General features: G+C 60.7%; 26 protein-coding genes. 5 read left to right on the forward strand and 21 right to left on the reverse strand.

Annotated features, from left to right (window positions below):
• Positions 1-65: 65 nt before the first annotated feature.
• The 4 genes from ACSAMM_RS05970 to ACSAMM_RS05985 all read right to left on the reverse strand — a co-directional run bounded on the left by ACSAMM_RS05970 (position 66) and on the right by ACSAMM_RS05985 (position 4,618).
• Positions 66-2,039, reverse strand: coding sequence for an FtsX-like permease family protein (locus ACSAMM_RS05970; protein ID WP_457790440.1), 1,974 nt, complete (start codon positions 2,037-2,039; stop codon positions 66-68).
• Positions 2,032-2,799 carry an ATP-binding cassette domain-containing protein gene (locus ACSAMM_RS05975; protein ID WP_178723814.1) on the reverse strand — a complete coding sequence of 256 codons (768 nt, stop codon included), beginning with the start codon at positions 2,797-2,799 and terminating at the stop codon, positions 2,032-2,034. Before ACSAMM_RS05975 ends, ACSAMM_RS05970 begins: the two co-directional genes overlap by 8 nt.
• 107 nt (positions 2,800-2,906) lie before the next feature.
• The gene (locus ACSAMM_RS05980) at positions 2,907-3,905 is read right to left on the reverse strand and encodes a sensor histidine kinase (protein WP_457790442.1); all 999 of its coding nucleotides are present in this window, start codon (positions 3,903-3,905) and stop codon (positions 2,907-2,909) included.
• Positions 3,906-3,931: 26 nt separating this feature from the next.
• Positions 3,932-4,618, reverse strand: a complete 687-nt coding sequence (locus ACSAMM_RS05985) for a response regulator transcription factor (protein ID WP_457790443.1) — start codon at positions 4,616-4,618, stop codon at positions 3,932-3,934.
• Between the two features lie 278 nt (positions 4,619-4,896).
• Between ACSAMM_RS05985 and ACSAMM_RS05990 the strand changes: the two genes are divergently transcribed.
• A complete protein-coding gene (locus tag ACSAMM_RS05990; protein ID WP_457790445.1) occupies positions 4,897-5,925 on the forward strand; it encodes an LCP family protein in 1,029 nt (342 codons plus the stop codon).
• 152 nt (positions 5,926-6,077) lie between these two features.
• On the opposite strand, the gene ACSAMM_RS05995 is transcribed toward ACSAMM_RS05990, so the two are convergent.
• The 4 genes from ACSAMM_RS05995 to nagA form a co-directional block, all read right to left on the reverse strand.
• A complete protein-coding gene (locus ACSAMM_RS05995) occupies positions 6,078-6,467 on the reverse strand; it encodes a ribosomal maturation YjgA family protein (RefSeq protein WP_457790447.1) in 390 nt (129 codons plus the stop codon).
• Positions 6,464-7,132, reverse strand: coding sequence for a pentapeptide repeat-containing protein (locus ACSAMM_RS06000; protein WP_457790449.1), 669 nt, complete (start codon positions 7,130-7,132; stop codon positions 6,464-6,466). Before ACSAMM_RS06000 ends, ACSAMM_RS05995 begins: the two co-directional genes overlap by 4 nt.
• Positions 7,133-7,487: 355 nt before the next feature.
• On the reverse strand, positions 7,488-7,724 hold the full coding sequence (locus ACSAMM_RS06005) for a hypothetical protein (RefSeq protein WP_178725429.1): 237 nt from the start codon (positions 7,722-7,724) through the stop codon (positions 7,488-7,490).
• 86 nt (positions 7,725-7,810) lie between these two features.
• Positions 7,811-8,953 (reverse strand): N-acetylglucosamine-6-phosphate deacetylase, encoded by a 1,143-nt coding sequence (nagA, locus tag ACSAMM_RS06010; protein ID WP_457790450.1) that lies wholly within the window; start codon positions 8,951-8,953, stop codon positions 7,811-7,813.
• 246 nt (positions 8,954-9,199) lie between these two features.
• Here nagA and ACSAMM_RS06015 point away from each other — a divergent pair, with 246 nt between their 5' ends.
• Together ACSAMM_RS06015 and ACSAMM_RS06020 are read left to right on the forward strand one after the other, a co-directional pair.
• Complete coding sequence (locus tag ACSAMM_RS06015; RefSeq protein ID WP_457790452.1) at positions 9,200-10,138, forward strand: response regulator transcription factor; 939 nt, start codon at positions 9,200-9,202, stop codon at positions 10,136-10,138.
• 175 nt (positions 10,139-10,313) lie between these two features.
• Positions 10,314-10,568: a DUF6514 family protein gene (locus ACSAMM_RS06020; protein ID WP_457790454.1), complete on the forward strand. Its 255-nt coding sequence runs from the start codon at positions 10,314-10,316 to the stop codon at positions 10,566-10,568.
• Between the two features lie 72 nt (positions 10,569-10,640).
• On the opposite strand, the gene ACSAMM_RS06025 is transcribed toward ACSAMM_RS06020, so the two are convergent.
• Together ACSAMM_RS06025 and ACSAMM_RS06030 are read right to left on the reverse strand one after the other, a co-directional pair.
• Complete coding sequence (locus ACSAMM_RS06025) at positions 10,641-12,014, reverse strand: PH domain-containing protein (protein WP_178725420.1); 1,374 nt, start codon at positions 12,012-12,014, stop codon at positions 10,641-10,643.
• 33 nt (positions 12,015-12,047) lie between these two features.
• The gene (locus ACSAMM_RS06030; RefSeq protein WP_178725418.1) at positions 12,048-12,485 is read right to left on the reverse strand and encodes a PH domain-containing protein; all 438 of its coding nucleotides are present in this window, start codon (positions 12,483-12,485) and stop codon (positions 12,048-12,050) included.
• 186 nt (positions 12,486-12,671) lie between these two features.
• Here ACSAMM_RS06030 and ACSAMM_RS06035 point away from each other — a divergent pair, with 186 nt between their 5' ends.
• Positions 12,672-13,475, forward strand: coding sequence for an HAD hydrolase family protein (locus tag ACSAMM_RS06035; protein ID WP_457790457.1), 804 nt, complete (start codon positions 12,672-12,674; stop codon positions 13,473-13,475).
• A gap of 222 nt (positions 13,476-13,697) precedes the next feature.
• Here the strand turns inward: ACSAMM_RS06035 and ACSAMM_RS06040 are convergent, their stop codons facing one another.
• Positions 13,698-14,567 carry a helix-turn-helix domain-containing protein gene (locus tag ACSAMM_RS06040; protein ID WP_457790459.1) on the reverse strand — a complete coding sequence of 290 codons (870 nt, stop codon included), beginning with the start codon at positions 14,565-14,567 and terminating at the stop codon, positions 13,698-13,700.
• Between the two features lie 148 nt (positions 14,568-14,715).
• Between ACSAMM_RS06040 and ACSAMM_RS06045 the strand changes: the two genes are divergently transcribed.
• Positions 14,716-15,990 (forward strand): FAD-dependent oxidoreductase, encoded by a 1,275-nt coding sequence (locus ACSAMM_RS06045; protein WP_457790461.1) that lies wholly within the window; start codon positions 14,716-14,718, stop codon positions 15,988-15,990.
• Positions 15,991-16,106: 116 nt separating this feature from the next.
• On the opposite strand, the gene ACSAMM_RS06050 is transcribed toward ACSAMM_RS06045, so the two are convergent.
• The 10 genes from ACSAMM_RS06050 to yhbY all read right to left on the reverse strand — a co-directional run bounded on the left by ACSAMM_RS06050 (position 16,107) and on the right by yhbY (position 26,031).
• Positions 16,107-16,550, reverse strand: a complete 444-nt coding sequence (locus ACSAMM_RS06050; protein WP_457790463.1) for a YaiI/YqxD family protein — start codon at positions 16,548-16,550, stop codon at positions 16,107-16,109.
• Positions 16,551-16,561: 11 nt separating this feature from the next.
• A complete protein-coding gene (gene recQ, locus ACSAMM_RS06055; RefSeq protein WP_457790465.1) occupies positions 16,562-18,385 on the reverse strand; it encodes a DNA helicase RecQ in 1,824 nt (607 codons plus the stop codon).
• 57 nt (positions 18,386-18,442) lie between these two features.
• Positions 18,443-19,318, reverse strand: a complete 876-nt coding sequence (locus ACSAMM_RS06060) for a TIM barrel protein (protein ID WP_457790467.1) — start codon at positions 19,316-19,318, stop codon at positions 18,443-18,445.
• A gap of 26 nt (positions 19,319-19,344) precedes the next feature.
• Positions 19,345-19,854, reverse strand: a complete 510-nt coding sequence (locus ACSAMM_RS06065) for a YqeG family HAD IIIA-type phosphatase (protein WP_457790469.1) — start codon at positions 19,852-19,854, stop codon at positions 19,345-19,347.
• An 84-nt stretch (positions 19,855-19,938) separates the two neighbouring features.
• Positions 19,939-20,115, reverse strand: coding sequence for a 30S ribosomal protein S21 (gene rpsU / locus ACSAMM_RS06070; RefSeq protein WP_178725441.1), 177 nt, complete (start codon positions 20,113-20,115; stop codon positions 19,939-19,941).
• A 141-nt stretch (positions 20,116-20,256) separates the two neighbouring features.
• Positions 20,257-22,665 (reverse strand): leucine--tRNA ligase, encoded by a 2,409-nt coding sequence (gene leuS / locus ACSAMM_RS06075; RefSeq protein ID WP_457790472.1) that lies wholly within the window; start codon positions 22,663-22,665, stop codon positions 20,257-20,259.
• A 72-nt stretch (positions 22,666-22,737) separates the two neighbouring features.
• A complete protein-coding gene (rsfS, locus tag ACSAMM_RS06080) occupies positions 22,738-23,106 on the reverse strand; it encodes a ribosome silencing factor (RefSeq protein WP_457790474.1) in 369 nt (122 codons plus the stop codon).
• Between the two features lie 23 nt (positions 23,107-23,129).
• On the reverse strand, positions 23,130-24,485 hold the full coding sequence (locus tag ACSAMM_RS06085; protein WP_457790476.1) for an LCP family protein: 1,356 nt from the start codon (positions 24,483-24,485) through the stop codon (positions 23,130-23,132).
• A gap of 13 nt (positions 24,486-24,498) precedes the next feature.
• Positions 24,499-25,692 carry a nicotinate-nucleotide adenylyltransferase gene (gene nadD / locus ACSAMM_RS06090; protein ID WP_457790478.1) on the reverse strand — a complete coding sequence of 398 codons (1,194 nt, stop codon included), beginning with the start codon at positions 25,690-25,692 and terminating at the stop codon, positions 24,499-24,501.
• Positions 25,693-25,731: 39 nt separating this feature from the next.
• Positions 25,732-26,031 (reverse strand): ribosome assembly RNA-binding protein YhbY, encoded by a 300-nt coding sequence (gene yhbY, locus ACSAMM_RS06095; RefSeq protein WP_178725628.1) that lies wholly within the window; start codon positions 26,029-26,031, stop codon positions 25,732-25,734.
• Positions 26,032-26,034 lie beyond the last annotated feature (3 nt).

Raw genomic sequence — 26,034 nt, forward strand, 5'->3', positions numbered from 1 at the left:
CAACCGGAAAGGACAAATTCCCGCGTGACGTCCGACGGTTCACGCCCCGGCCCGCCGCGGCGCTTTTATTGCACCAGCCGAAAATAGGTCCGGGCGGTCAGGGTGTAAACCAGGAAATACAGGCCGGCGAACAGCAGCAGCGTCACGCCGGTGCAGGTGACAATCAGGGCCGTGTTGGTCAGGGCGAAGGCCCCCAGCATCTTGACCATCACCTTGAGCGCCATGACGATGTGCAGCGCGGCGGCGGCCAGCGGCAGGAAAAACACCAGGCGAATCTGCTTCATAATCGTCCGGTGCACCTCCTTGCGGGACATGCCCACCTTCTGCATGATAGTAAACCGGTCGTGATCGTCGTAGCCCTCGGAAATCTGCTTATAGTATATGATAAGCACCGCCGCCATCATGAACAGCAGTCCGAGAAAAATCCCGATGAATAGAAAGCCGCCGAAGGAGGCGTACCAGCTGGTCTTGGCCAGATACTGGCTGTCGGAGCGCAAGCCGGGGATGGTGTCCTGCGCGTCCTTCACCGCCTGGGAAAACGCCGCGGCGGCCTCTTCCCCGCCGGTGATGTTGAAGGACTGCTCGTAGATGAGCGTCTGATTCTCCATGTCCAGGATTTCCGCCAGATGGAGCATCACCTCCTTGTCCCGGCAGACCAGATGCACGGTCGGCTGGGCCGGATCCTTCCGTTTGGGGGCCAGCGGCAGGTCGTCCAGCTCCGCCTTCACCCGCAGCGGGACATGGTTGAGCACCAGGGTGTTCGCGCCGAAGGTGGTCATGGTGTCGGTATACACCAGCACCTCGTCCTCCTCCAGAGAGACCTCCTTCCCCGTCATGCGGGTATAGCTCTCCAGAGGCATCACGCGGATCACGGCGATGTCGGCCGGCGTGGCGTTCATCCCCTCGGGCACCGCGCTGTAAAACCCGTTCCCGTCCCGGAAGGCGGTGATATAGGGAATGGAGCTGTAGCCGTACCGGACGGGAATCGTCACCTCGTTCTCCCGCGCCAGGCGGGTCAGCAGCTCGTCTGTGGCCTGGATGGCCTCCGGCGTGTCGGGGCAGGACACCGACATGTCCAGCGGGTACCGGTTGCGCAGGATGTCATTCTGCCCGATATACAAGGACACGGTGGTGGAAACGGTCACCAGCACCATGGTGGACAGGATACAGATGTTGGCCAGCCCCACCGCGTTCTGCTTCATCCGATAGAGCATGCCCGACACGGCGATGAAGTTCCCCGGCTTATAGTAAAAACTCTTTTTGCGCTTCAGGGCCTTGAGCAGCGCGATGCTCCCGGCGGTGAAGAGACAGTAGGTGCCGATGATGACCAGGATCACCGCCACAAAGAACAGCAGCAGCGCGTCCAGCGGGGATTTAACGGTCAGCGCGATAAAATACCCACCGCCCAGGGACAGCAGCCCGATGACCAGCAGGGGCCACTTAACACGGGGCTCCTTCTCCCCCTGCTGGCCGCCGCGCAGCAGATTGATGGGGTCGGCCAGGTGAATCTGCCGCAAATTGGTCAGCAGGGTCAGCGCGAACACGGCGGCGAACAGCGCCGCCGTCACGAGCAGGCTGTCCGGCGTCACCGTATAGACGATGGGTGTGGTGAACTGCAGGATATTCATCAACAGCATGAACAGCAGCTTGCCGATAAGTAAGCCGCCCGCCAGCCCTAGAAGCAGGCTGACCGCCGCGGTGAACAGCGTCTCGTAAAACAGCACCCGGGCAATGTGCTTTTTCTCCATGCCCAGGATGCTGTACAGCCCCAGCTCCTTCTTGCGCCGCTTGATGAGAAAGCCGTTGGTGTAAAACAGCAGGATGGCGGAGAACAGCCCCACCACGATGACCCCGAGATTCAGAATCATCTTCAAGCTGTCCGCCCCGGGCATCTGCGCGAGCCCCGGGTTGGCGGCCAGGGCGTGCATGGTGTAGAAGGTCAGCACCGAGCAGACGCTGGTGAGCATATAGGGAAAATAGGTGCTGCCGTTTTTCTTCAGGTTGGTGGCGGCCAGACGGGGATAGAATACCTTAGCCAACCTCCCCACCCCCCGTAGCCAGCACCGTGAGGGTGTCCGCGATTTTCTGATACAGCTCGTCGTTGGTCATCCCGCCGCGGTAGAGCTGGTGGAACACCTCGCCGTCCTTGATGAACAGCACCCGGCCCGCGTGACTGGCCGCCTGGGTGCTGTGGGTGACCATCAGGATAGTCTGCCCCTGCCGATTGATATCGGAAAACAGCCGCAGCAGCTGGGTGGCCGCCTTGGAATCCAGGGCGCCGGTGGGCTCGTCGGCCAGCACCAGACGGGGCTGGGTGATCAGCGCCCGGGCCACCGCCGCCCGCTGCTTCTGCCCGCCCGAAATCTCATAGGGGTATTTCCCCAGCAGCTCGGTAATGCCCAGCAGCTTCGCCAGCGGATCCAGCCGGCGCTTCATCTCCGGATAGGGCTTACCAGAAAGCACCAAGGGCAGGAAAATGTTGTCCTGCACCGAGAAGGTGTCCAACAGATTAAAATCTTGGAAAACGAAGCCCAGATGCTCCCGCCGGAAGGCGGAAATGTCCTTGTCCTTGATTTTTGTCAGATTCTTGCCTTCCAGCAGCACCTCGCCGCTGGTCGGCTTATCCAGGGAAGCCAGGATGTTCAGCAGGGTGGTCTTGCCGGAGCCCGACTCGCCCATGATGGCCACGTATTCCCCCTCCTCCACCGAGAAGGAGACGTTGGACAGCGCCTGCACCTGGTTGCCGCCGAAGCGGGTAGTGTATACCTTTTTCAGATTCTTAACTTCTAAAAGCGCCATACGGGTAAACCTCGTTTCTTATATGGAGTATGCTTATAGTATAAAGAAAAAAACGAGGCGCCGCCATCGCTTTGGCTTACAATCCCGTCCTCAACCTTACAATCCTGTCACTGCAGCTCGATCGCCTGGGAGGCCAGCCCCACCCGCACCCGCGTGCCCTCTCCCGGTCGGGACTCGATGGCAATGGTGTGGGACAGGCGGGAGAGGATCCGCCGGCAGAGGTACAGGCCGATGCCGGTGGACTTCTTGTCCATCCGTCCGTTGAAGCCAGTGAACCCCCGCTCGAAAATCCGAGGGATGTCCTCCGCCCGAATACCGATGCCGTTGTCCTCAACGACCAGGGTCTTGTCCGCCTCCAGGTACAGGGTGATCCGCCCGCCCGGCGGCGTATATTTCAGCGCGTTGGACAACAGCTGTTCCACCACGAAGGTCAGCCATTTTTCATCGGTGAGCACCGTCGCCCCCGTCCCGTCAAACTCCAGGGAAATCCGCCGCCGGATGAAGGGGGTGGCCATTTTCTTGAGCGCCTGGCGGAGAATCCCGTCCAGGGAGCAGGACTCCAGCTGCAAATCGGAACTCAGGCTCTCCAGCCGCTGATACTGCAGCGCCATGTCGGCGTACTGCTCGATCTTGAACAGCTCCTGCTCCAGCTCGCCGGTGCGCGTCTCCTCTTCCTGGAGCAGCAGCCGCATGGCGGCGATGGGGGTCTTGATCTGATGGGTCCACAGGGTGTAGTAATCCATCCGCTCGCTCAGCCGGCTGTCCGCCTCGCTGACCAGGGCGGCGTTCCGCTGCGAGAGCGCAGCAGCCAGCTCCTGATAGTCCCGATCGAGCAGATCCCCCGCCTCGGGCAGACGATCCAGGGTTACCCCCGCCGCCTCGATTTGGCAGCGCAGCGCCATGTGACGCCGACGGTATTTGAGAAAATCCGCCACGCCGATCCCGGCCCCCAGCGCCGCTGTCAGCAGCCCGGCGTACAGCACCGGCTCCAGCGGCTCGTGATACAGCAGATACACGGCGGCGTATATCCCGCTGAACGCCGCGAACGCCAGCAGCACCCGCCACCGCGCTAGGAAATAGGCGGGCAGCAGCTTGGCCTGTTCCATACGCATTTCCCCTCCTTGCCGGGCCGTCACGCCTCTACCAGATAGCCCAGGCCTTTTTTTGTCACGATGAAATCCTCCAGCCCCATCTCCTCCAGCTTTTTGCGCAGCCGGGCCACATTGACAGTCAAAGTGTTGTCGTCGATGAAGCTCTCGCTCTCCCACAGATGCTTCATGAGAAGCTCCCGGGACAATACCCGTCCCTTGTTCTCCATCAGCAGCTGCAGGATTTTGTACTCGTTGCGGGTCAGCTCGGCCCGCTTGTCCCGATAGGTGAGAACCGGATCCCCCAGCCGGAGGATCGCTCCCCGGTGCTCCAGAAAAGCCGCCTGCCCCTGAAAATCATAGGTGCGCCGGAGCAGCGCCTGCACCTTGGCGGTCAACACCTCCAGATCGAAGGGCTTGGCGATGAAATCGTCCCCGCCCATATTCATGGCCATGACGATATTCAGGTTATCCGACGCGCTGGACAGGAAAATAATGGGTGCCTTGGACAGCCGGCGGATTTCTTCGCACCAGTGGTACCCGTTGCAGAAGGGCAGCGAAATATCCAGCAGCACCAGATGGGGCTGCACCTTCACGAAGGTGTCCAGCACCGCGCTGAAATCCTCGACAACCACCGTCTCCATCCCCCACCGGCTGAGCCTGTCGCTCACCAGCCGGGCAATGGTGTCGTCGTCCTCCACGATGAGAATGGTATACCGCGCCGTTTCCATATCCATACCGCCTTTCTCCGGGCGGGGCTGCGCTCCCGTCCGCCACTCAGTATACCGCAAAAAAACGGCCGGCACCCGCCTCTTCACCGAATTTTAAGAAAAATTCAAGCCGTTATTCCCGTCCCGGCCATGCACCGCCGCTGTGCTTTTGAAGGGCCGCGCCTTTTTTACTCTTCGTAAGCATTATTTTACAAGTTTTTTTCTTGCATTCCCCCGATTCGGAGGTATACTAGAAAAGCAACAGGTAAACGCGACGTGTAAAAGGAAGGATAACCGCCATGCCCAAACAAGCTCCCGTTCCGCTTCAGCCCTCCCACCGGAAAAAGAAGAAAAAGCGCCTGCCCAAGGCGATCCGCATACTGCTCGTGATGCTGCCCTGTCTGCTCATTCTGTGTGTCTGCGGCCTGGCGGTCTATGCTTTCTGGCTCAATGGGCAGCTTAAGCGCAACGCCATCCCGCAGGACAATTCCGCCCTGGGTATCGACAGCCAGTTCAATGATGAGAAATACGACGACATCACCAATATCGCCCTGTTCGGGGTGGACACGCGGCAGGGGGAATCCTGCCGTTCGGACGCCATCATGATTCTGACCGTCGATCGCAAGAACAACAAAATGAAGGCCACCTCCCTGCTGCGGGATTCCTATGTGACCATCCAGGGGCGCAAATCCAAGGAAAAACTGGCCCACGCCTATGCCTATGGCGGCCCGGAGCTGGCCATCCAGACCATCAATCAGAATTTTGGCCTGAACGTGCGGGACTATGTGACGGTAGATTTTGACTCCATGGCCAAGGTGGTGGACGCCATGGGCGGCGTGACCATCGATGTACAAGCCAACGAAATCAAAAGCACCAATGAAAGTATTAAGGAATACTGCAAATACTATAAAGAAACCCCTACCTATGTCAAAAAGGCGGGCGTCCAGACCCTGAACGGCATGCAGGCCTGCGGATACAGCCGGGTGCGGTATGCAGGCAACGGGGACGATCGCCAGCGCACCGACCGGCAGCGCCGCGTCATCGAGCAGGTTTTCAACAAGGCCCTAGCCATGAATCCGCTGGAATACCCCTCCATGGCCGCCAAGGTGGTGCCGCTGATGGAAACCAGTCTGTCCACCTCGAAAATCCTGGGACTCGGCACCGCCGTTCTCAAAAGCGGCAGCGCCAAGTTCGATCAGATGCGTTTCCCCATGAACGTGGATTTGATGCCGGAAACCATCAACGGTGTGTCGGTTATCACCTTTGACGAGACCGCCACCAAACAGAAGCTGCACGATTTCCTTTTTGACGACATCACGCCGCAATAAGCCAAGGGGGACGGTTTTGACCGTCCCCCTTTTATAATGCCGCAGAAAACCGCCGGCTGAAAGCGTTGCTTTCGGCCGGCGGTTCTGACTTTGGACAAGCCATAAAAACAAAAAGCTCCGGGAAAATCCGTCCACCTTCCCGGAGCCGGCTCTTATCCTGTTTTCCGCGAGAGAATCCGCGGCTCCGCCGCCTGCCACAGCGCGCACAGCCCCGCCCCGACGGCATAGCAGAGAATATCCATCCAGTCGAACACGCTGCCCAGAATCACGCGAATCACCGGCACCGTGTCCAGGTGCAGCCGCGCGCCCAGCTGAAAATACTGGGCCGCCTCCACCGCCGCCGCAGCCAGGAAGACCGCCGCCGGCAGCCAGGCGGGCGCCCGCCCGCCAACCGCCCGCGCCAGGCAGTAGAGAAGAACCGCCGCCAGCACATCCCCCAGATACGGGCGCACGAACCGGTCGTGCACAAACACCGCGATCAGCGCCTCGAGCAGAAGCAGCAGGCCGAAGGCCAGCGCGTACCATCGTCTTCCCGCCCTCACAAGCTGCCCTCCTTAATGACCACGCCCAGCAGCCGGGCCAGCTCCGCCGCCTGGAACGGGGTGACCACCGCCCCCCGCAGCTCGCCGCCGCCCAGAAGCCAGCCCCCGATGTCGCAGGTGGTGAAATCGATGCCGGAAAGGGCTGTGCCGCACAGGTTGCAGTCCAGTAGCCGGCAGCGGTCAAATGGGGCCTTCCCCAGCGCGCAGCCCAACATGGACGCCCCCTCCAAATCGCAGCGAAAAAAACCCGCGCCCTTGCATTGGCAGCCCGACAGGTTGGCCAGCCGCATGCCGCACTGCTCGAAGGTCACCTGCCGCAGCTTGGCCTCCGCCAGGGTCAGCCCCACCGCCTTGCAATCCTCGAACCGGCAGCGCAGCAGGCTGCACCCGGTCAAATCCAGGTTGGATAAATCACAGCCCCGAAACACCGCGTCCACAAACCCCAGACGCGGCATCGAGCAGCCAGAAAACCGCCAGTTTTCGAACACGCATTCCCGGAACTCCATGGTTCCGTTCCAATCGTCCGGCGCCGTCTGCGTCAACGCGCCGCCGGAAAACAGACAGCCCCGCACGTCGTCCTCTTCCCGGAGCGCCCGGCGGACGGCCTCCTCCATGTCTGCTTCCCGCCTCAGCTCGGCGGGAAGCACCGGCCCTTGTATCCGCATGTGCCTACCATCCCTTCGCCTAAGGTGAGGGAGAGGGAACCCACCCCGCCTCAGCCGGTGTATTTTGCCATTCTGCCGCGTTATCGTCCTAGGTGGGCGCCAGCCCACCGTCGTCCTCTGCCTTGCCGAATGACAAAATACGCAGGCTGAGGTCAAAGAATTTTTGGGGACGGAGCGGGGGTTCACAGCAAGGCGGCCGATCGCGCCATGCTGTCGCATGGCAAGTGAGGCCAACGCCGCTGTGGGCGCTCGCTCTCCCAAAAACCGGAGGTTGTTCGCTCTCCCTCACCTTATGCTGCCGCCAAAAATAAGCAGCAGCCCGTCACGAGCTGCTGCTTATTTTGTATCTGTTGAATTATTGCGCGTCGGCTTCTTCCTCGACGGGCTCTTCCTCCTGGCCGTAGCCGCAGTCGCACTCGTCGTCGTAGCAGTCGCAGTCGTCCAAATCGTAATCAAAGGCGGTCGCATGAGAGCACATAGCTTTTCTCTTGGCACGGGCGCGCAGAAGCAGGACCGTCACTGTCGTCAGAGCCGCCACCACGGCAGCAACCACCACAATAAACGCAAACTTTCCAGATTTATTATCTCGCATGCTTATCATCCTCCAGCAATAGAATTACCAGTATTGCCTATATCATACTGCGCCCGAGGAAATAAGTCAAGAATTTCAGTGGCAAGTTACAAATTGTTCACCTTTATCGCGCCCTTGACGACCACCAGCTTGATGTTCATGTCGTCGTCCAGCACCAGCAGATCCGCGTTTTTGCCCACGGCGATGGAACCGGTCTCCCCGTCCGCCCGGATGGCCCGCGCAGGATTGATGGTGGCCGACTTGATGGCCTGCTTCTTGGGAACGCCGTAAGAAATGACGTTTTTCAGCTCCTCATACAGGTTGGAAGTGGAGGCGGCGATGGTGCCGTCCGCCAGCAGGGCCTTGCCGTCCTTGACATATACGGTCTGCCCGCCCAGGTCGTATTCCCCGTCCACATGGCCGGCGGCGCGCATGGAATCGCTGACAATAACCGAGCCATCCTCGCCCAGCTGATGGAACGCGATGCGCAGCGCCGCGGGATGGATGTGGAAGCCGTCGCAGATAAGCTCGCCCCGCACGCCGTACTGCCGCGCCATGTCGAACACCGCGCCCACCACGCCCGGCGCCCGATGGGTCAGGCCGCTCATGGCGTTGTACAGATGGGTGGTGTGCCGCACGCCCCACTCGATGGCCTGGACCGCCTGATCGTAGCCCGCCGCCGTGTGGGCGGTGGACACCGGGCAGTAGGGCTGGACTTCCTTGATGAACGCCTCTGCCCCGTCGCATTCGGGCGCGATGTCCACAATGCTGACGCAGCCGCCGCAGCCGTCGTACAGCCGGCGGAATTCCTCTTTATCGGGGTTGCGGACATAGGCGCCGTTCTGGGCCCCCTTCTTGGACATGGCGATATACGGGCCCTCCATGTTGATGCCGTGAATGTAAGCGCCGGTCACCTTGTCCTTCTGCTCCTGCACGTTGGCGAAAATCTTCTGCAGCGCTTCAAAGGACAGGGTCATGGACGTGGGGCAAAAAGAGGTGATGCCCCGCTCGACCAGACACCTGGACATGGCCTCCAAGGCCTCGGGGGTGCCGTCGCTGGCGTCGAAGCCCGCGCAGCCGTGAATGTGCATATCAATCAGGCCGGGAATGATGGTGTACCCAGACAAATCCAGGCACTCTCCCCCGGCGTTCACCTGGCCGATACCCGCGATTTTTTCTCCTTCAACAGCCAGATCCGCCCGGATCGGCTCAAAATCCTCATTGTATACCACAGCATTTTTCAGCAGCATAGTATTACCTCCATTTTTATTTAGAGTTCCCTGTTATTATACCGCCCGGAACCCGGCGGCGCAAGCAACGTTTGGCCGGCGGTTTTGTCTTTTCGGACAAGATACCGGGATTTTACCAAAAATATCGCGCGTATTTTTCACTCCTTTTTGTCGAATTTCCGGGTATTTTCCGAGATAAAAAAGATTTTTCTTGCATTTTCTGTAAATATGATGCAAAATAGGTAATGCAATGGGAGGATGATGGGTGTGATCGACTACTTCAACTATATGTGGGAGAAAACTGATGATTGGATTATGGTGCTGCAATTCTCCGGCTCCCACGTCGTTTGTCCCCTGCATGCCAATCCGACCGCCAGGCGGCAGCTTAGCCTGCCGGAAGAGGGGTATCAGAGCCGGAACCTCTGCGCCATGATGCAGGAACGCTGCTTGGAGATTATCTGCGGCGCCTGCAGCCAGTGCCGGCAAAGCGATAAACCCGTGCACTGCACCCTGTCCATCCCCCGGCAGGGCGGCAGCACCTTTTGGGATGCCGAGCTGACTTGCCTGCGCATCGATGGCCCGAAAAACGGCACGATTCTTTTTTGGGCGAAAAACATCACCCAAACCGTCCAGCTCTCCCGGCAGCGGGAGGAACTGCTGTACGAATACGACTGTCTGTTTTCCTCGAGCATCAACGGCATGGGCCTGCTCCGCGTGGACGAAGACGGCCTACATGTGGAAAGGGCCAACCACGTTTTCCAGGAAATCGTGGAATACATCCTGGACTGCCACGCCGAACCCACCCCGATACAAACAATCATGTCCTACATCCGCTCGGGGCAGAACCATTCCCAGCAGTTCTGCGTCGAGCGTTCCGACGGAACCCGGCGCTTTTTCAAATCCGAGCTGATCGTCGTCAACAGCGAACACGGCCCCCACCGGGCCTTCGTCATACTGGTCAACGCCACCGAGGTGGTCCGCTTCAGCCAACGGGCCGGCACCCGTCTGACCGAGAGGGAGCAGCAGGTGCTCGAGCATGTGGTCAAGGGCTGCACCAATAAGCGCATCGCCCTATATCTCGGCATTGCCGAAGGCACCGTCAAAAAAACGCTCTACAATATTTACAAGAAGCTGCATATCCAGTCCCGGGCCGAAGCGGTGTCCTATATGCTCTCCACCCACGGTAGCGCCTCAAATTTCGACTAATCTCCGCACCAGATCTTGGGGGTTCAGTCAGAAACGAAGGGCATATATGGGACTTTTTGTAAACAAAAGTGGTATTTACTTTTCCCCTTTAAACTGCCATAATAGGAAAGTCCGAATAGTTGGGAAATTCAGGAAGCCGCCTGGATTTCCGCGCACATGCTTATGGGGGTATAACATGCAGCAACAACTTCTGCGACAAATCTCCGTGGAGAGCGGCACCCTTTCTTATTATCTCCTGGAGACGGCGGTAACTGGGGAAACCGGGGAAGCGCGGGCCGGCTACGGCATTCGTATCCTCGGGGCGGACGAGGATGTCTGCGCGGCAGACGTCACTTCCCGGCGGGAGGAAGCCCTGCGGCTTCTGCAATGCTTTGCAGACGGCCGGGTGTATCCCGTTCACCTGCTGGATATTCTGACCGACCTGCTGTGATGGGCCGGGCGGCATTCCAGCAAACCGCTCAGCAAGGAAAAGGCGCGGGGGAAAGCCCGCGTCTTTTCCTTTTTACCGCAGACGCTCGACCAGGGCCTTGGCCTGCTCGTAGGGCAGCGCCAGAGCCCGGTGGCGGCGGTGCTTCTCCCCGAAGCAGCGCAGTTCCACCGTGCAGGTGCCGCCCCGCACCTGAAAGGGGGAGCGGGACAGGATGGCGCAGTCGGCCACCTCCAGGGGCACGTGGACGGCGTACAGCGCCAGCCCCCGGGTATACCGCAGGGTCACCGCTCCGCCTCCCACGCCAAAGCCGGACCAGCGGAAGCCGACTAGCCGAACGAGCAGCCACCAGGCGCTGCCGATCATCCAGATAACCGACGCCATGGTCCATACCCCGCCCAGCCACAGCGGTACCAGCCCGAAGGCCATCACCGTCAGCGGCAGACCGATAAACCGCATCACCGTGTCCCGCCTGGGCCTCAGACAGCTCGAGCAGATGGGGTAATCGGTGAGCAGCTCGTCGAGCGCCCCGCTGAGCTCTTTGGGCCGGGCGGCGGGCACCACCACCGGCCGCGCCCCCTTTTCCCGCCCATAGCCCGCTGCCGTGATGGTGGCGGTGTACAAATTGAACAGCCGCATGAACAGGGTCTGCCGCAGCTGTAGAGCCGTGATTTTTTGACAATCGATCAGAATATGCCGCCGAGTCAGCAGCCCGGACGCGAGATGCAGCCGGTCCCCCTCCCGCCGGGCGGTGAACCCCACGTTGCGCATCCAACTGTTTAGAAACGCCACGCCCCAGCTGAGTACCAGGAGATTGGCCAGGGAGTTGAGCAGCGGCGGCAGCCCCAAGGAGAGCACCTTGTCGAGCAGGCCGTAAACCTGATCGGGAACCTGCTGGCCCAGCAGATTGCTGATTTGCTTGACAGCCGGCGCCAGGGTCAGCAGCCCCACCGCCGCGTTGGAGCCCGAGGCGGCCAGCACCGTCACCGGCAGGATACGGGAAGCGTAGACAGCCTTTTTCTCCTTCCGCCGGCCGTCCGCGCCCAGCAGCCCTCTGGCCGTTCTGGCCGGCAGATACAGGGTCGCGTCCGCCCGCCGCCGCAGCCCCGCGGTGTTGACCCGCACCCGTCGGCCGCCGAACAGCCACATCAGCGGCGAACGCTCCACCTCCACCGAGGCCGCGTCCTCCGCCACCACCCGCAGCCCCCTCTGAAACAGGATCCCCTGCTCCAGCGTTATCCCGTTATGCAGTCGGTACCTAGCCCCTCGCCACTTGAGGGCGGAATACCCGATGAGCAGCAGGGCGATCCCCACGTCCCGGATGGAAGACAGCAGGATATAGACCGCGTCCCGCGGGGAAAACAACGCCCGCAGCACCGGAATGAGCAGCAGCCATATCCATTTGCGGGCGTCGTACCAAATATACAACGGATGTGGCCGCAGATCCATGGCCCTCCTCCCTTCCGGCTCGTTCCCTTCTCCTCAGCTCACGCTTTCCAGCTGCTCCAGCAGCCTGGCCAGCTCCCCCGCCTCGGCTGCGGGCAGCAACGGCAGAATGGCCGCTCCCCCCGCGAATCGCAGAACGATGGTGCGGCAGCGAAACGCCCGATGCAGAGGCGTCGCCCAGCTTTCCACGGTGCGCAGGGAGGACAGAGGGATATACAGCTCCTTTTTGAAAAGCACGCCTATTTCGGCCCGCAGCGCCTCTTCCCGGCAGCTCCCCCGGAACGAACGGACAAACCTGGTGGGATACCAGAAGCAGACAGCCACCGTTGCCGCCGCGACAAGGCCGCTGCCGATAAGCAGCCAGGGCGTCAGCAGCCCCGCCAGCGCGCCGATGAGGAAAGCGGCCAGCACGCCGGTCCCCGCTATCCAGAGGGTCAGCACCTTGCGCGCACCGTCCCCAACCTGAAATTCCATGCCGACTCTCCTATTCCCATACTCGCTTACTCTTTAGTTTATGCCAAATTCCGGCAGATATGTACAACCTGCCCGGTGGCCTATGCGGCTTTATAGCCCTTTTCTTTTGCAGCGATTTGCGGTATACTGGTCACGGCGCGCCAGCGCCGCATTCCCCGGCGGAAAAGAAAGGCGGCTCCGACTTATATGATGCCATCGATTTTATACTCCGATATGGACGGCACCCTCATCAGCGAGGGCGCGATTTCCCCGGAAAACCTGGACGCCCTGCGGGCCCTGACGGCGGCCGGCGGGGATTTTTCCATCGCCACCGGCCGGTCGGAGGAGGTGGCCCGCCCCTATCTCGGCGGCCTGCCGCTGACCCTGCCCGCCATTCTGTATAACGGCGCCGCTGTTTATGATTACAAAACCGAGTCGTTTTTATACAAGGCCTGCCTGAAGGCGGACACCGTGGCCTGTCTGGTGGAAACCGCCCTGAACCGGTATCCGGAGGTCTGCGTGCAGGCCTTCACCGGCGGCCGGACCCGGATGCTCAATCCCAACGGCCTGCCCGATCCCTACGTCACCCGGGAAAAGCAGCCCACCCGCCCCTCCACGCTGGCGGAGGCCCTTGCCGACGGCTGCTTCAAGCTGCTGTTCTATGGCGACAGCGCCCGGCTGCACGATTTGGAGCGCGTCTTCCTGGTCGAAGCACCCGGCAGCTTCGTCAGCACCTATTCCGCCTCTTTTTATCTCGAGATCCTGCCCTGCCGCGCCACCAAGGGGGACGCCCTCGCCTGGTTGGCGGCCTATCTGAACAAGCCTCGGGAGGCCTTCGCCGCCATCGGCGATTACGACAACGACGTGACCATGATTCGGTTTGCCGGCCTGGGTGCCGCCCCGTCGGACGCCCAGCCCTGCGCCAGGGAGGCGGCCGACGTGGTGGTCGCTTCTCACCGGGATCACGCCGTGGCCGACCTGGTGCGCCGCTATCTGCTCCCCCGCACCTAAAAAAGGCGGAAGCCCTTTTGGGCTTCCGCCTTTTTATTAGCGAGGCAACCACCGGCAAAGCCGTGGAGGAAGAAAAAGCGAAAGCGTTGATTCGGAGAGAAAAGACCTCCTTTGGTAAAATGGAAGCGGGTAACGCCATGGCGCGGTTGGCGTTGCTCCTTATGCGCCTCTCCCGCCATTCACCATTATCGTCAACCTTTTCTATAAAGTTCTTATCCAGCGTCAGAGCCCTTGTCTCTTTCTCTGCTCCATTTGTTTGCGGTACTGGGACGGAGGCGCGCCGTAAGCGGCGGCAAAGCTCCGATTAAAATAAGCAGCGCTGTTAAATCCGCATTCAAACGCCACATCCGTTGCCGTTTTTCGGGTGGTTTTCAGCAGTTCCGCCGCCTTGGACAAGCGGGTTTCCAGCAGATATTGATGGAAGCTCCGTCCAATTTGCTGTCGGAAAAGGCGGCCAAGATATTTTTCGTGGAGGAAATACAGCTTGGCCAGATCCTTCAGCGTCAGCTCCTGATCGTAATGCGCCTTAATCTCCCGGACAGCCGCCGTCACTGCCCAATGCCCGCTATCCTCCGCCGCCAAAACGCCTGCCGTATGGCTGATGGAAGCAATACGCTCCGCCAGAAAAGCGGCCGTTTCCCGGCACGCCTCCAACGTCTCCCCGCCGCATACCGCAGGCAGCAGCTTCTCCATGGCATCGGCCGGCGAACCGGTGTGCGAACAGGCCCGTTGCAGCAGACGTCGCGATTTTTCCCGATCCACCGACAAATGGCCCACAAATACGATACAAACCAGCCGCCCTTCCACGATAACCGGATGCACAATTTCATATAATCCAAACGGGCAGTGGCCCTCAAACGGCGCTTGAAGCTCCGCGCTTTGCCGGTTGACACGAATGCGGTGGCCGGTGCAGTATGCGTAGCCCGCTTTGGTGCTTTTGGCGGCGTCGCAGAAGGGCCGGGCGTGCAGACGAAAACGCGCGTCCAGCCGGATATCCGCTCTTTCAAAGATCCCGGCCACGTCGTGGATACAAACATGAACGCCAGCCAAACGGCAAAAAATCTGCAACAAGGTGTTGAAATCGTCCGGCATACCCACCCCTCCTACCCTCTCAATATAGCATCTTTTTTCCCTTGATGCAAAAATATACTGTCCTTTGTACAAATCTTTTGCATCAAGGACTGCTATACTGGTAAGCGTCATCCAACAAGCGCTGAAACATACGAAGGGGGTTTTTCACATGAATCCATCCGATTTTTATGACGTCATCGTAGCCGGCGGCGGGTTTTCCGGAGTGGCGGCCGCCATCGCCGCCGCGCGCGAAGGGATGTCGGTGCTGCTGATCGAGAAGTCCAATTGCCTAGGAGGAGCGGCCGCCAACTGCCTGGTCAACCCTTTTATGCCGTATTGGACCAAAATCAACGAGAAAAAAGTGAATCTCTGTCAGGGCATTTTTCTGGAGATCTGCGAGGAACTGCAAAAAAACGATGGTATCCATAAAAACGGCATGGAGTTTGATGAGGAAATTCTCAAGCTGGTGCTGAACCGCATGGTTCTGAAAGCCGGGGTCCGCCTGCTGTTTCACTCCTGTCTGGCGGATGCCGAACGAGATCAGGAACAAATTCGCAGCGTTACCGTGCTCAACAAATCCGGACGGCAGGCATATCGCGCCCACTGCTTTATCGACGCCACCGGCGATGCAGACTTAGCGGTGCTCTGTGGCGTCCCCTTCCGTCTGGGCCGGGATGAAGATCGCCTCTGTCAGCCCATGACTTTGTGCTTTCGGATTGCCGGAGTAGACATTGACAAACGCCGCCACGGCTTCCAAAAAGCCCAACAACTTTATAAGCAGTGGCGTAAAGAGGGAAAGATCAAAAATCCCCGGGAGGATATTCTTCTGTTTGAGACCTTGCAGGATGGTGTGATCCATGTCAATTCCACCCGGATTGTCAAGCGCAACCCGGTGGACGCTTGGGATCGTACCCAGGCGGAAATCGAAGCGCGGGAACAGGTGTTTGAACTATTCCGCTTTCTGAAAGAGAACGCCGCAGGCTTTGAAAACAGCCGCCTGCTTTCCACCGCCATGGAAATCGGGGTGCGGGAAAGCCGCAGGATCGACGGGGTGTACACCCTCACGGCCGAGGATCTCAAAGCCTGTACCCGCTTTGAGGATGCGATCGCCCTGGGCAACTATGATATTGATATCCACAACCCATCGGGTACCGGAACCAGCCATTATCTGTTCCCGGATGCGCAATATTATACCATTCCCTACCGTTGCCTCGTGCCTTTGGATACACAGAACTTACTGGTAACCGGGCGCTGTATTTCCACCACACACGAGGCTCAGGCCTCTATCCGCATCATGCCCATCGTCTGTTGTTTAGGCCAAGCAGCAGGCGTCGCTGCCGCCGTGGCGATCAAGGACAAAACCAGTGTCCGTCATGTCGATGTCCCCCAAGTGCAGATGCTGCTGAAAAAAGCGGGGGCGGTTACTGATGATCCCACAGAGTAGCCGCTTTTTTGGCCGCCCCCTACTCTACGCTATACGCAGGCTCTTGATTCTTTACGTCGAGAATCGGGATGTCCGGGTTCTCCATCAGCGGCTGGGCCAGCGCCCCAGCCGCTGCCTCATTTTGGCTCGCTCTCGGACAGCAGCCGCTCCAGCGCTTCCTCGAAGGCTCTGTCCTGCTCCGGCTTCCTTTTGGCGCTGCCCCGCAGCCGGCCGCCCGCCTGCCGGATTTTCCTGGCCGTGTGCCGGGCCAGCAGCAGCGCGTCGATGTTGTCCGGCGAATACCGCATGCCGTCCTGATGCAGTACCTTCGCCCGTTTAGCCAGGCACATAGCCGCCAGACCGTAGTCCTGCGTAATCACCACATCCCCCGGGGCCAGTCGGTTGACCAGGGCGAAATCCACGCTGTCCGCCCCCTTGGAAACCGTCACCGTCTGCACCCCCGGCCGCTGAATCTCGTGGGAGGTGTCGCAGAGAATCACCGTCTCCACCCTGTGGGCGGCGGCCAGCCGCAGGGTGCTGTCCACCACCGGGCAGCCGTCGGCATCTATGTAAATCCGCATGGCGCTCCCTTCTAAAACGGTATCCCGTTTTTATCCGTATAGTCCCGTATGGCCCCGAGAAACGCCTCGCCGTATTTGGCGAACTTCGCCTGCCCCACACCGGATACCTCCAGCATCTCGTCGGCGTCGGCGGGCAGACGGGCGCACATATCCCGCAGGGTGGCGTCGGAGAATACCACGTAGGCAGGCACGCTCTGCGCCGCCGCCAGCTTGGCCCGCAGGGCCCGCAGCGCATCGAACAGCCCGGGGTTCGCGGGCACTGGCTCCCGGCTTTTCCGCGCGGGCACCTCCTCCCGGGCGATTTTCATGGTCAGCGCCGCGTCCTCCCGCATCAAATCCTCCGCGGTTTCCCGCAGCCGGAGCACGGGATACTCGTCCCCCGTGCTCTCCACGAAGCCCCGCAGCTCCAGAAACTGCAAAATGGCTCGCAGCCGCTTTTCTCCCACGCCGGCCAGCTTGCCGTATACCGGCAGCTTGTCGAAGCCGCCCGACAGGATCCGGGCGTTCCCGCTTCCCCGCAGGATATCGAGCACCATCTTCGCCCCAAACCGCTGCCCGGTGCGGGCGATCCCCTCCACCAGCAGCTGGGCTTCGCGGGTTACATCCGCTTCCTCGAAATTGCGGCTGCAATTGCCGCAGTTGCCGCAGTAGTTTTCCGGCGTTTCCCCGAAGTACCGCAGGATATACTCCCGCAGGCAGTCGGCCGTGTGGCAATAGAAGGTCATTTGCTTCAGCCGCTCCTTATCCTGCTCCCGCAGGCGGGCGGTGGTCTCCTCGTCCGCATCGGGAGCGCCTTCCCCGTGCTCGATGAGAAACCGGTTGGTCGCCACATCTTGCCCGCTGTAATACAGGATACACTGGGCGGGCTGCCCATCCCGTCCCGCGCGCCCCGCCTCCTGATAGTAGGCCTCCATGCTCCCCGGCATGTTGTAATGCAGGACGAACGCCACGTTGGATTTGTCGATCCCCATGCCGAAGGCGTTGGTCGCCACCATCAGCGGCGCCCGATCATAGAGGAAATCCTCCTGGTTGTCCCGCCGCTCCTCCGGGGACAGCCCCGCGTGATACCGGGTGGCCGGAAATCCCGCCGTCCGCAGCTTCTGGCAGACCTCCTCCACCGTTTTGCGGGTGGTGCAGTAGACGATGCCGCTTTTCCCCGGATTGTCCCGCAGGTATCGCAGCAGGGCCGCCATTTTGTCCGGGGGCTTGTCCACCTCGAAATAGAGATTGTCCCGGTTGAAACCGGTGGTGATCGTAAACGGATCCCGCAGCGACAGCATGGCGGCGATGTCCCGCTTGACCTCCTCGGTGGCCGTGGCGGTGAAGGCCGCCAGCACCGGCCGTTCGTCCAGCTGGGCGACAAACTCCGGCACCTTCAGATAGCTCGGGCGGAAATCCTGCCCCCACTGGGAGATGCAGTGGGCCTCGTCCACCGTCACCAGGGCGATCCGCATCCGGTGGGAAAAGGCCAGGAACTCCTCGGTCAGCAGCCGTTCCGGGGCCACATAGATGATTTTATACACCCCTGCGCAGGCGTTGGCCAGCGCCTTACGATACTGGGGATAGGTCAAGGAGGAATTGAGATAAGCGGCCCGTATCCCAGCCTGGCACAGGGCGCTGACCTGATCCTTCATCAGGGAAATGAGCGGGGAGATGACCAGCGTCACCCCTTCCAGCATCAAGGCCGGCACCTGAAAGCACAGGGATTTTCCCGCCCCGGTGGGCATGATGCCCAGGGTATCCCGCCCCTCCAAAATGCTGTCGATCAGCGCCTCCTGCCCCTTACGGAAGGAGGCATATCCAAAATATTGCCGCAGTACCTCTGTTTTTTCCATGCCAGCACCTCCCCTCCATCCACGCAGCGCCTGTTTCCCGCGAGAGCGGCACCGCCATCACTCCGGTAACCTTTTCCCGACGCCCTTCGCCGCCAAATAGGCCGTCTTCATCGCGGCCGCGTCCTCCGCCTGGGTGCCGCAGGATTCGCAGATGAGGACGGGGCCCCAATCCCTTTCAGCCAGCAGCTCCAGCAGCGGTTCCGGCTCGGGCCCGTAAAAATCGTCCGCAAAGGTCAAATGCCGCTTTTCTCCCCCCGCGGAATATTCGATCTTGGAAAAATGGACGTGGAACCGGCTGGCTCGATCCCGCCCCAGCCGGTTCTCCATCTCGTCCAGCAGGGCGGCAAAGGCCTTGCGGCTGTTCACCTGCCCCATGGTGCGGCTATTAAGATGACCAAAATCCACGCAGGGCAAAAACCGATCGTCCACCGAGCAAAAGGTCAACACCTCGTCGAAATCTCCCAATTGGTTGATTTTCCCCATGGTTTCAGGGCAGATATGGATGTGGGACAGTCCCTCGGCGTCCAGCGCCTCCTGGGCCCTGCGCAGGGTGTCCATGGCCAGGGCCGTGGCCCCCTCCCGGGACAGTCCGCCCAAGCCCCCGGGATGCACCACAATCCGCCGCCCGCCCATCCAATCGACAATGCGTGCGCTTTGCAGGATGTAGGTCAGGCTGTTCAGTCGCTTTTCCTCGTCCTTGGAGGCCAGGGAGATATAGTAGGGCGCGTGCAGCGATACGCCGATGCCGCATTCCCTCGCTTTTTCCCCCAGCTGCCGGGCGGTCTCCTCCCGGGTGCGCGCCCCGTGTCCGCATTGGTATTCAAACACGTCCAGCCCCTTCTCCCGCAGCCAAGGGAAGGTCTCCAGGCTGCTTTTATGGCCGGAATTGTAAAAAGAATCGCTGTTGCCCGCCGGGCCGAATCGTACCGTCAATGAAATGGCTCATTCCTTTCGCCGGGTTACTCCGTCGTATTCGTCTTCCTTGTATAGCGGGCCAGGATGCCCTTTTCCAGCCGCCGCTTCAGCTGCATCAGCGGCTTATGCTCCTCCAGTTGAATGGGCAGCACCTGGATGCAGGGGATGCCGGCCAGCCGCGCGCCCAGAACGTCGGTGAAGGTCTGATCGCCGATAACCACGCACTGCCCGCGGGGCAGCCCCAGCCGCTTGGCCGCCCGCAGGAACCCGATGGGCAGCGGCTTGCAGGCAAAGGCGATAAATCGCAGCCCCAGCTTGCCTGCGAAAGGCTCCACCCGCTTGCGCAGGGCGTTGGAAACCACCGTGGGCGTAAAGCCCGCCGCCTCCATGGCCCGCAGCCAGGCCAGCACGGCCGGATCCAGCGCCTGGCTGCCGTGGGTGGTCAAGGTGTTATCGACATCCAGCAGCAGCCCCCGCACGCCCAAAGCACGCAGCTCCTCCGCCGTAATGGAGGTCACCCGTTTTCTCAATATCGTGGGATAGAACAGCGACATAGGCGTCTCCTTTAACGCTTGTTACGAAAAGCTGTCTTATGATAGATAAAAAGCGGGCAATTGCTTGCCCGCTTTTTTCGTACATTATTTGAACTTTCTCTTGCGAGCCGCTTCCGATTTCTTCTTGCGTTTCACGGAAGGCTTCTCATAATGCTCTCTCTTACGCACCTCGGCGAGAACGCCGGAACGGGCGCAAGACTTCTTCCACCGGCGCAGAGCGCTGTCCAGGGATTCATTATCTTTTACTCGAACTTCTGACATCGTATTCCCTCCCTCCGCCGTGTAGCAGGGGCTAATCTCTAAATCACGCGTGACTTATTATACAGCACAACGCCGGTTTCGTCAAGGCCTTTATGCAAATTCAAGGAAAACTCTCTGGAAACTGCGCCAGCCTTTTCCGCCTCAGCCTTTTACCACCAGATTGACCAGCTTACCGGGAACATACAGCTCCTTCACCAGCTGCCGCCCTGCGATTTCTGCCGCGATTTTCTCGTCGGCCTTGGCGGCGGCAATGGCGTCGGCGGCCTGCGCCGCGGCCGGGATTGTCAGGCGGGCGCGGATTTTCCCGTTGACCTGCACCACGATTTCCACCGTGGCCTCCACGCACTTCGCCGGATCATACGCCGGCCACTTGGCGTGAGCCAGCTGCCCGCCGTACCCCATCATTTCCCACAGTTCCTCGGTCATGTGGGGCGCGAAGGGGTTGAGCAGCAGCAGCAGGATCCGGTACTCTTCCCGCGTCACACCGCCCGCCGCCGCGAATTCATTAAGCAGCGCCATCATGGCCGCGATAGCGGTGTTGTATTTCAGGTTCTCCACGTCCTCGCCCACCTTGCGGATGGTCTTATGGACGGCCGTTTCCAAATCGGGGCGCACCCCGTCGCCGGGCAGGATCCCCTCCGACAGGGCCCATATCCGCTCGAGGAACCGGCGGCAGCCCCGGATGCTGGAGCTGGACCAGGGCGCGGCCTTCTCGAAGTCGCCGATAAACATCTCATACAGCCGCAGGGTGTCCGCGCCGTATTCCGCGACGATTTCGTCCGGATTGACCACGTTGCCCCGGGATTTGGACATCTTCTCACCGTTCTCGCCGAGAATCATGCCGTGGCTCGTCCGCTTGCCATAGGGTTCGGGCGAGGGCACCACGCCGATATCGTACAGGAATTTGTGCCAGAACCGGCTGTACAGCAGATGCAGGGTGGTGTGCTCCATCCCGCCGTTGTACCAATCCACCGGCATCCAATAGTCCAGCGCCTCTTTGGACGCCAGCGCCTGGTCATTGTGCGGGTCACAATACCGCAGGAAATACCAGGAGGAACCGCCCCATTGGGGCATGGTGTCCGTTTCCCGCTTGGCCGGCGCGCCGCACCGGGGACAGGTGGTGTTGACCCAATCCTCGATGGCCGCCAGCGGGGACTCGCCGTTGTCCGTCGGCTCATAGCTCTCCACCATGGGCAGCCGCACCGGCAGCTCACTCTCCGGCACCGGGACAAAGCCGCAGTGGGGGCAGTGGACGATAGGAATCGGCTCGCCCCAATACCGCTGCCGGGAAAATACCCAGTCGCGCAGCTTGAAGTTGACCTTGCTCTCCCCGATGCCCTTTTCCTCCAGCCACGTCTTAATGGCTTCCTTCGCGTCCTCCACCGTCATCCCGTCCAGGAACCCGGAATTGACCATCACGCCGGTGGCGCAGTCGGTGAACGCTTCCTTTTCCACGTCGCCGCCCTTCACCACCTCGATGATGGGCAGCCCGAATTTCTTGGCGAACTCCCAGTCGCGGGTATCGTGGCCCGGCACCGCCATAATCGCGCCGGTGCCGTAGGACACCAGCACATAATCGGAGATAAAAATCGGGATTTCCCTGCCGTTGACCGGGTTGACGGCCATCACGCCCTGCAGGCGGACGCCGGTCTTGTCCTTGGCCACCTCGGTGCGCTCGAAATCCGACTTGCGGGCGGCCTCCTCCTGATACGCCTTTACCTCGTCCAGGTTGGTCAGGATGCCTTCCCACTGCGCGAGCAGCGGGTGTTCGGGGGACATGACCATGTAGGTGGCACCGAACAGGGTGTCCGGCCGGGTGGTGTAAATCTCCACCGGCTGTCCCGCCGTGGTCTGGAAGGTCACCTGCGCGCCGGTGGAACGGCCAATCCAGTGGATCTGCTGCGCCCGCACCCGCTCGGGGTAGTCCACCAAATCCAAATCGTCGATCAACCTCTGGGCATACTCGGTGATTTTCAGCATCCACTGGCTCTTGACCTTGCGGATAACCTCGCCGCCGCACCGCTCGCACACGCCGCCGACCACTTCTTCGTTGGCCAGCACGCATTTGCAGGAGGTGCACCAGTTGACCGCCATTTCCTTTTTATAGGCCAGCCCCTTCTCAAACAGCTTGAGAAAGATCCACTGGGTCCATTTGTAATAGTCGGGATCGGTGGTGTTGATTTCCCGCGTCCAGTCGAAGGACAGGCCCAGCGCCTGCAGCTGGCTCTTGAAGCGGGCCACATTGTTTTTGGTCACGATTTCGGGATGAATGTGGTTTTTGATGGCAAAGTTCTCCGTCGGCAGGCCGAAGGCGTCCCAGCCCATGGGATACAGCACGTTGTATCCCTCCAGGCGGCGCTTGCGGGCCACCACGTCCAGGGCGGTGTAGGAGCGGGGATGACCCACGTGGAGCCCCTGGCCGGAGGGATAGGGGAACTCAACCAGGGCGTAGAACTTCGGCTTGGACGTGTCTTCCGAAGCGGCGAAGGTGTTCTCCTTCTCCCAAATCGCCTGCCATTTCTTTTCAATCGAGGAGGGTGTGTACCGCATGTTGATGGCATCCTTTCAAAAGGGGCGGCTGCCCCATAGATACAATACAGGGGGCTTTATCCCCCGGCGCTCTCAGTCCGTTTCCGGCTGGCCGAGGAATTCATCGAGCGGGAGCTGCTCCCCGTCCTTCCACAGCCGTTCCAGATCGTAGAACTGGCGGGTCTCCCCCTGAAACACGTGGAGGATAACGGTGCCGTAATCCATGAGGATCCAGTTGGAGGCGTTGTATCCCTCCACTCGCAGAGGCTTGACCCCCTGCTCGCCCAGCTCGAACTCCACGTAGTCGCTCAGGGCCTTCACCTGGGTGGAGCTCGTGCCCTCGGCAATGATGAAATAGTCGGCCAGCGAGGTGATATCCGTCACCCCGATGACCTTGATATCCGCGGCCTTGTGCTTGTCGAGAGAGACGACCGCGCTTTTGGCAATGTCTTTGGCTTCCATGCGCTGTTAAGTCCTTTCCGGCGTCAGGATTTCGCGGCGGTGGCGGCGGTGGTTGCGGTCGCCGCCGTGGTGGTGGTGACCGTCCCCGCCTGCTCGACCTTGATCGCGCTCATAGCCTGCGCCTTCGTATCGGTTTTCTTCGAATTTTTCAGCTCCGCCACCTGTAGGTTCGCTTCGGTGATCGCCGCGCCATAAGGATTAAAATGCTCCTGGAGCAGCGCGGCCAAATCGGCCTTGTGGATGGAATAATAGGTGTCGTTTCCCTTCTTGGCGGCTTCGCCCGGCATCACATAAAACTGGATGTTTTCCAGCGGCACCTTGGCCAGCTCTCCGAACATCCCGGCCAGCGCTTGGGCCGTCGTCATCTCCTCGAGCTTGCCGTCCGAGGGATCGAGCAGCATGGCCCGCATGGCTTCTGTGTCGTTCTTCATGCGGATGGCGTTCGCGCCGCCCATCAGCCGGCCGAAAATGTCCTTTTCCCGCGCGGCGCTGTCGGCGGCGATCAGCCGCTGGAACAAGGAGGTATACACCTTGCGCTGCCGCACCAGCCGATCCACGTCGCTGTCCGGGGTGTTTTTATAGCTGAAGGTGGTCATATACTGCAGCGCCGCGTCCCCGTCCAGGGTCTGGACGCCCTTCTTGTACTGGATGTCGTCCACCTTCATGTCCGCCTCAAGGCTCACATCCACCCCGCCCACGGCGTTGACCAGAGCGGTCAGTGAGCCTCGGGACAGCAGGAAGAAATTATCCACCGGCATGCCGTACTGCTGGGTGAAGATATGGATGAGATTTTCGGTGGCGGAGCCGGTCTTCTGGGTGATTTTCGTACCGCAGACCGTGTGCTTGCCGTCCTTGATTTCCGGGGAGTACACCGGCTTCCGGCAGGTCTCGCACCAGTCGAGCGGCTTCGGATGGCCGTACACGCTGCCGGCATTTTTGACCGCGAAGGTGCCGTCCTCGCCGAGATAGGTGGCCGCGGGCACCTGCAATATCTGCACCGCCTTGCCCTTTTTATCGTAGCAGACCAGGGCCAGAGAGTCCATGGTACCGACCTCGTCCTCCCCCAACAGTCCCACCAGGAAATAGGAAACCCGGCTCTTTTCCGAGGTGGGGGTGGTGGCGTAGGAGCTCAGTGTCACCGGCGGCTTGGTGGGGGAGCGAAGGCTCTGGTACACCGTCACGCCCAGTACGATGATAAAGGCCAGGGACACCAGAATGAGGATGACCAGCAGAATGGTGACCACCCGTTTTCCGGTGGATTTCTTCTTCTTTTTCCGGGGAGCGGAACCGCCCGCCGGACTTTTGCCAGCCTGCCCGGCCTTCTGCGCCAGGTTCACCTGTCCCGGTCGGCCGGTTTTGTCCCGTCTGTCCTTCGCCAATGTCCCGTCCTCCTTACCTGTGTTTCCGGCTCATCACCAGTTCGTTGTAAGCGGCCAGCGTGTCCGGATGCACCGCCTGCCGGCGTTCGGTCAAATCCCGGATGCTGTAGACCAGCGCGTATTCCATCGCCTCGTCCATTCCAACATCCACCAGCCGGCGCATCTCGTCCACATCGGGATAATCCCGATCGGCCGATGTGAAGTCCGCCAGATACAGCACCCGTTCCAGCCGCGACATCCCGGCCCGCGCCGTGGTGTGATACCGCACGGCGTCGAGAATATCCGCGTCCTTCACCTGCAGCACCTGCTCGAGAAAGACCGCGCCCGCCCGGGCGTGCCACAGCTTGGGCGCCTGTTGTTCGACGTTATCCAGTAGTATAGCAAAATCCTTGAAAATTTGCAACTGCGCATCTTGTCCCGCATCCTTAAGAATGTCGTGGAGGATGCCGGCCGTGCGCGCCTTGGCGGGATCGGCCCCGTATTTTTTCGCCAGACGGACGGCCTCATCGGCTACCGCCAGGGAATGGCGGAACCGCTTTTCGCTTTCCCGCCCCCGGATGATCTCGATAAACTGCTCGTCCGGCGGGAGCTCCTCCCTCGGCGCGCCGCCGTATAAGCCCCTTTGCCGGATATAGTCTTCCACCTCACGGGGAACCTGTCCCTCCAGCGGCTTTCCCGCCGCCAGCCGGGCCCGGATGTCGGTGGAGGAGATGTCCATCACCGGAATGTCCTCCACCCGGCAGCGGGCGCCGCTCTCCTCCAGCGTGTGGGCGTAGGCCCGCAGCTGGGCGAGCGTCACCGCCCCCCGGGGCGCGGCGCACAGCACCGCCAGCTCCGCGATATCTTCAAAGCGCCACCAGGTGCCCAGGGTGAGGAACATGTCCGCCCCGGTGATGAGATACCATTCGGTGCCCGGATACTGGCCCTCCAGGGTCTCCAGCGTGTCTACCGTGAAGCTGGCCCCGCCCCGTGTGATCTCCATGTCGGAAACCTTCAGTTTGGGATGGGCCGCGGCCACCAGGCGGCACATGGCCAGCCGGTCCTCCGCCGCGGCCATGTCGGCCTTCAGCTTATGCGGCGGCACAAAAGTGGGCACCAGCAGCACCTCGTCCAGCTTGAGCCGCCGGGCGAACTGCAGCGCCAGCTGTACATGCCCCTCGTGAATAGGGTCGAATGTGCCTCCAAAGACGGCCACTCGTTTCGGCATACGCGCTCCTCCTCGTACGGGGTAATTTTGATACAGGCTTTACCTCTGCTTCGGCAGCTGGATTTGCGGCTCCTTTTCGTTGCGGCGGTAGAGCACGAAGGTGCGGCCCACAACCTGTACCACCTCGGCCCCTACCGCCTCGGCAATGGCCTGGGCCGTTTCTCTGGCCGATATGGGCGCGGTTTCCAGCGCCTTTCCCTTGAGAAGCTCCCGGGCGGTCAGGGCGTCATCCGCCTGGCGGATCATGGCGTCGGACAGGCCGCCCTTCCCCATGTGCAAAATCGGATCCAGGCCATTGGCAAGTCCTCTGAGATACGCCCGCTGTTTACTGGTCAGCATATC

The sequence above is a fragment of the Anaeromassilibacillus sp. SJQ-5 genome (genome assembly GCF_054108045.1).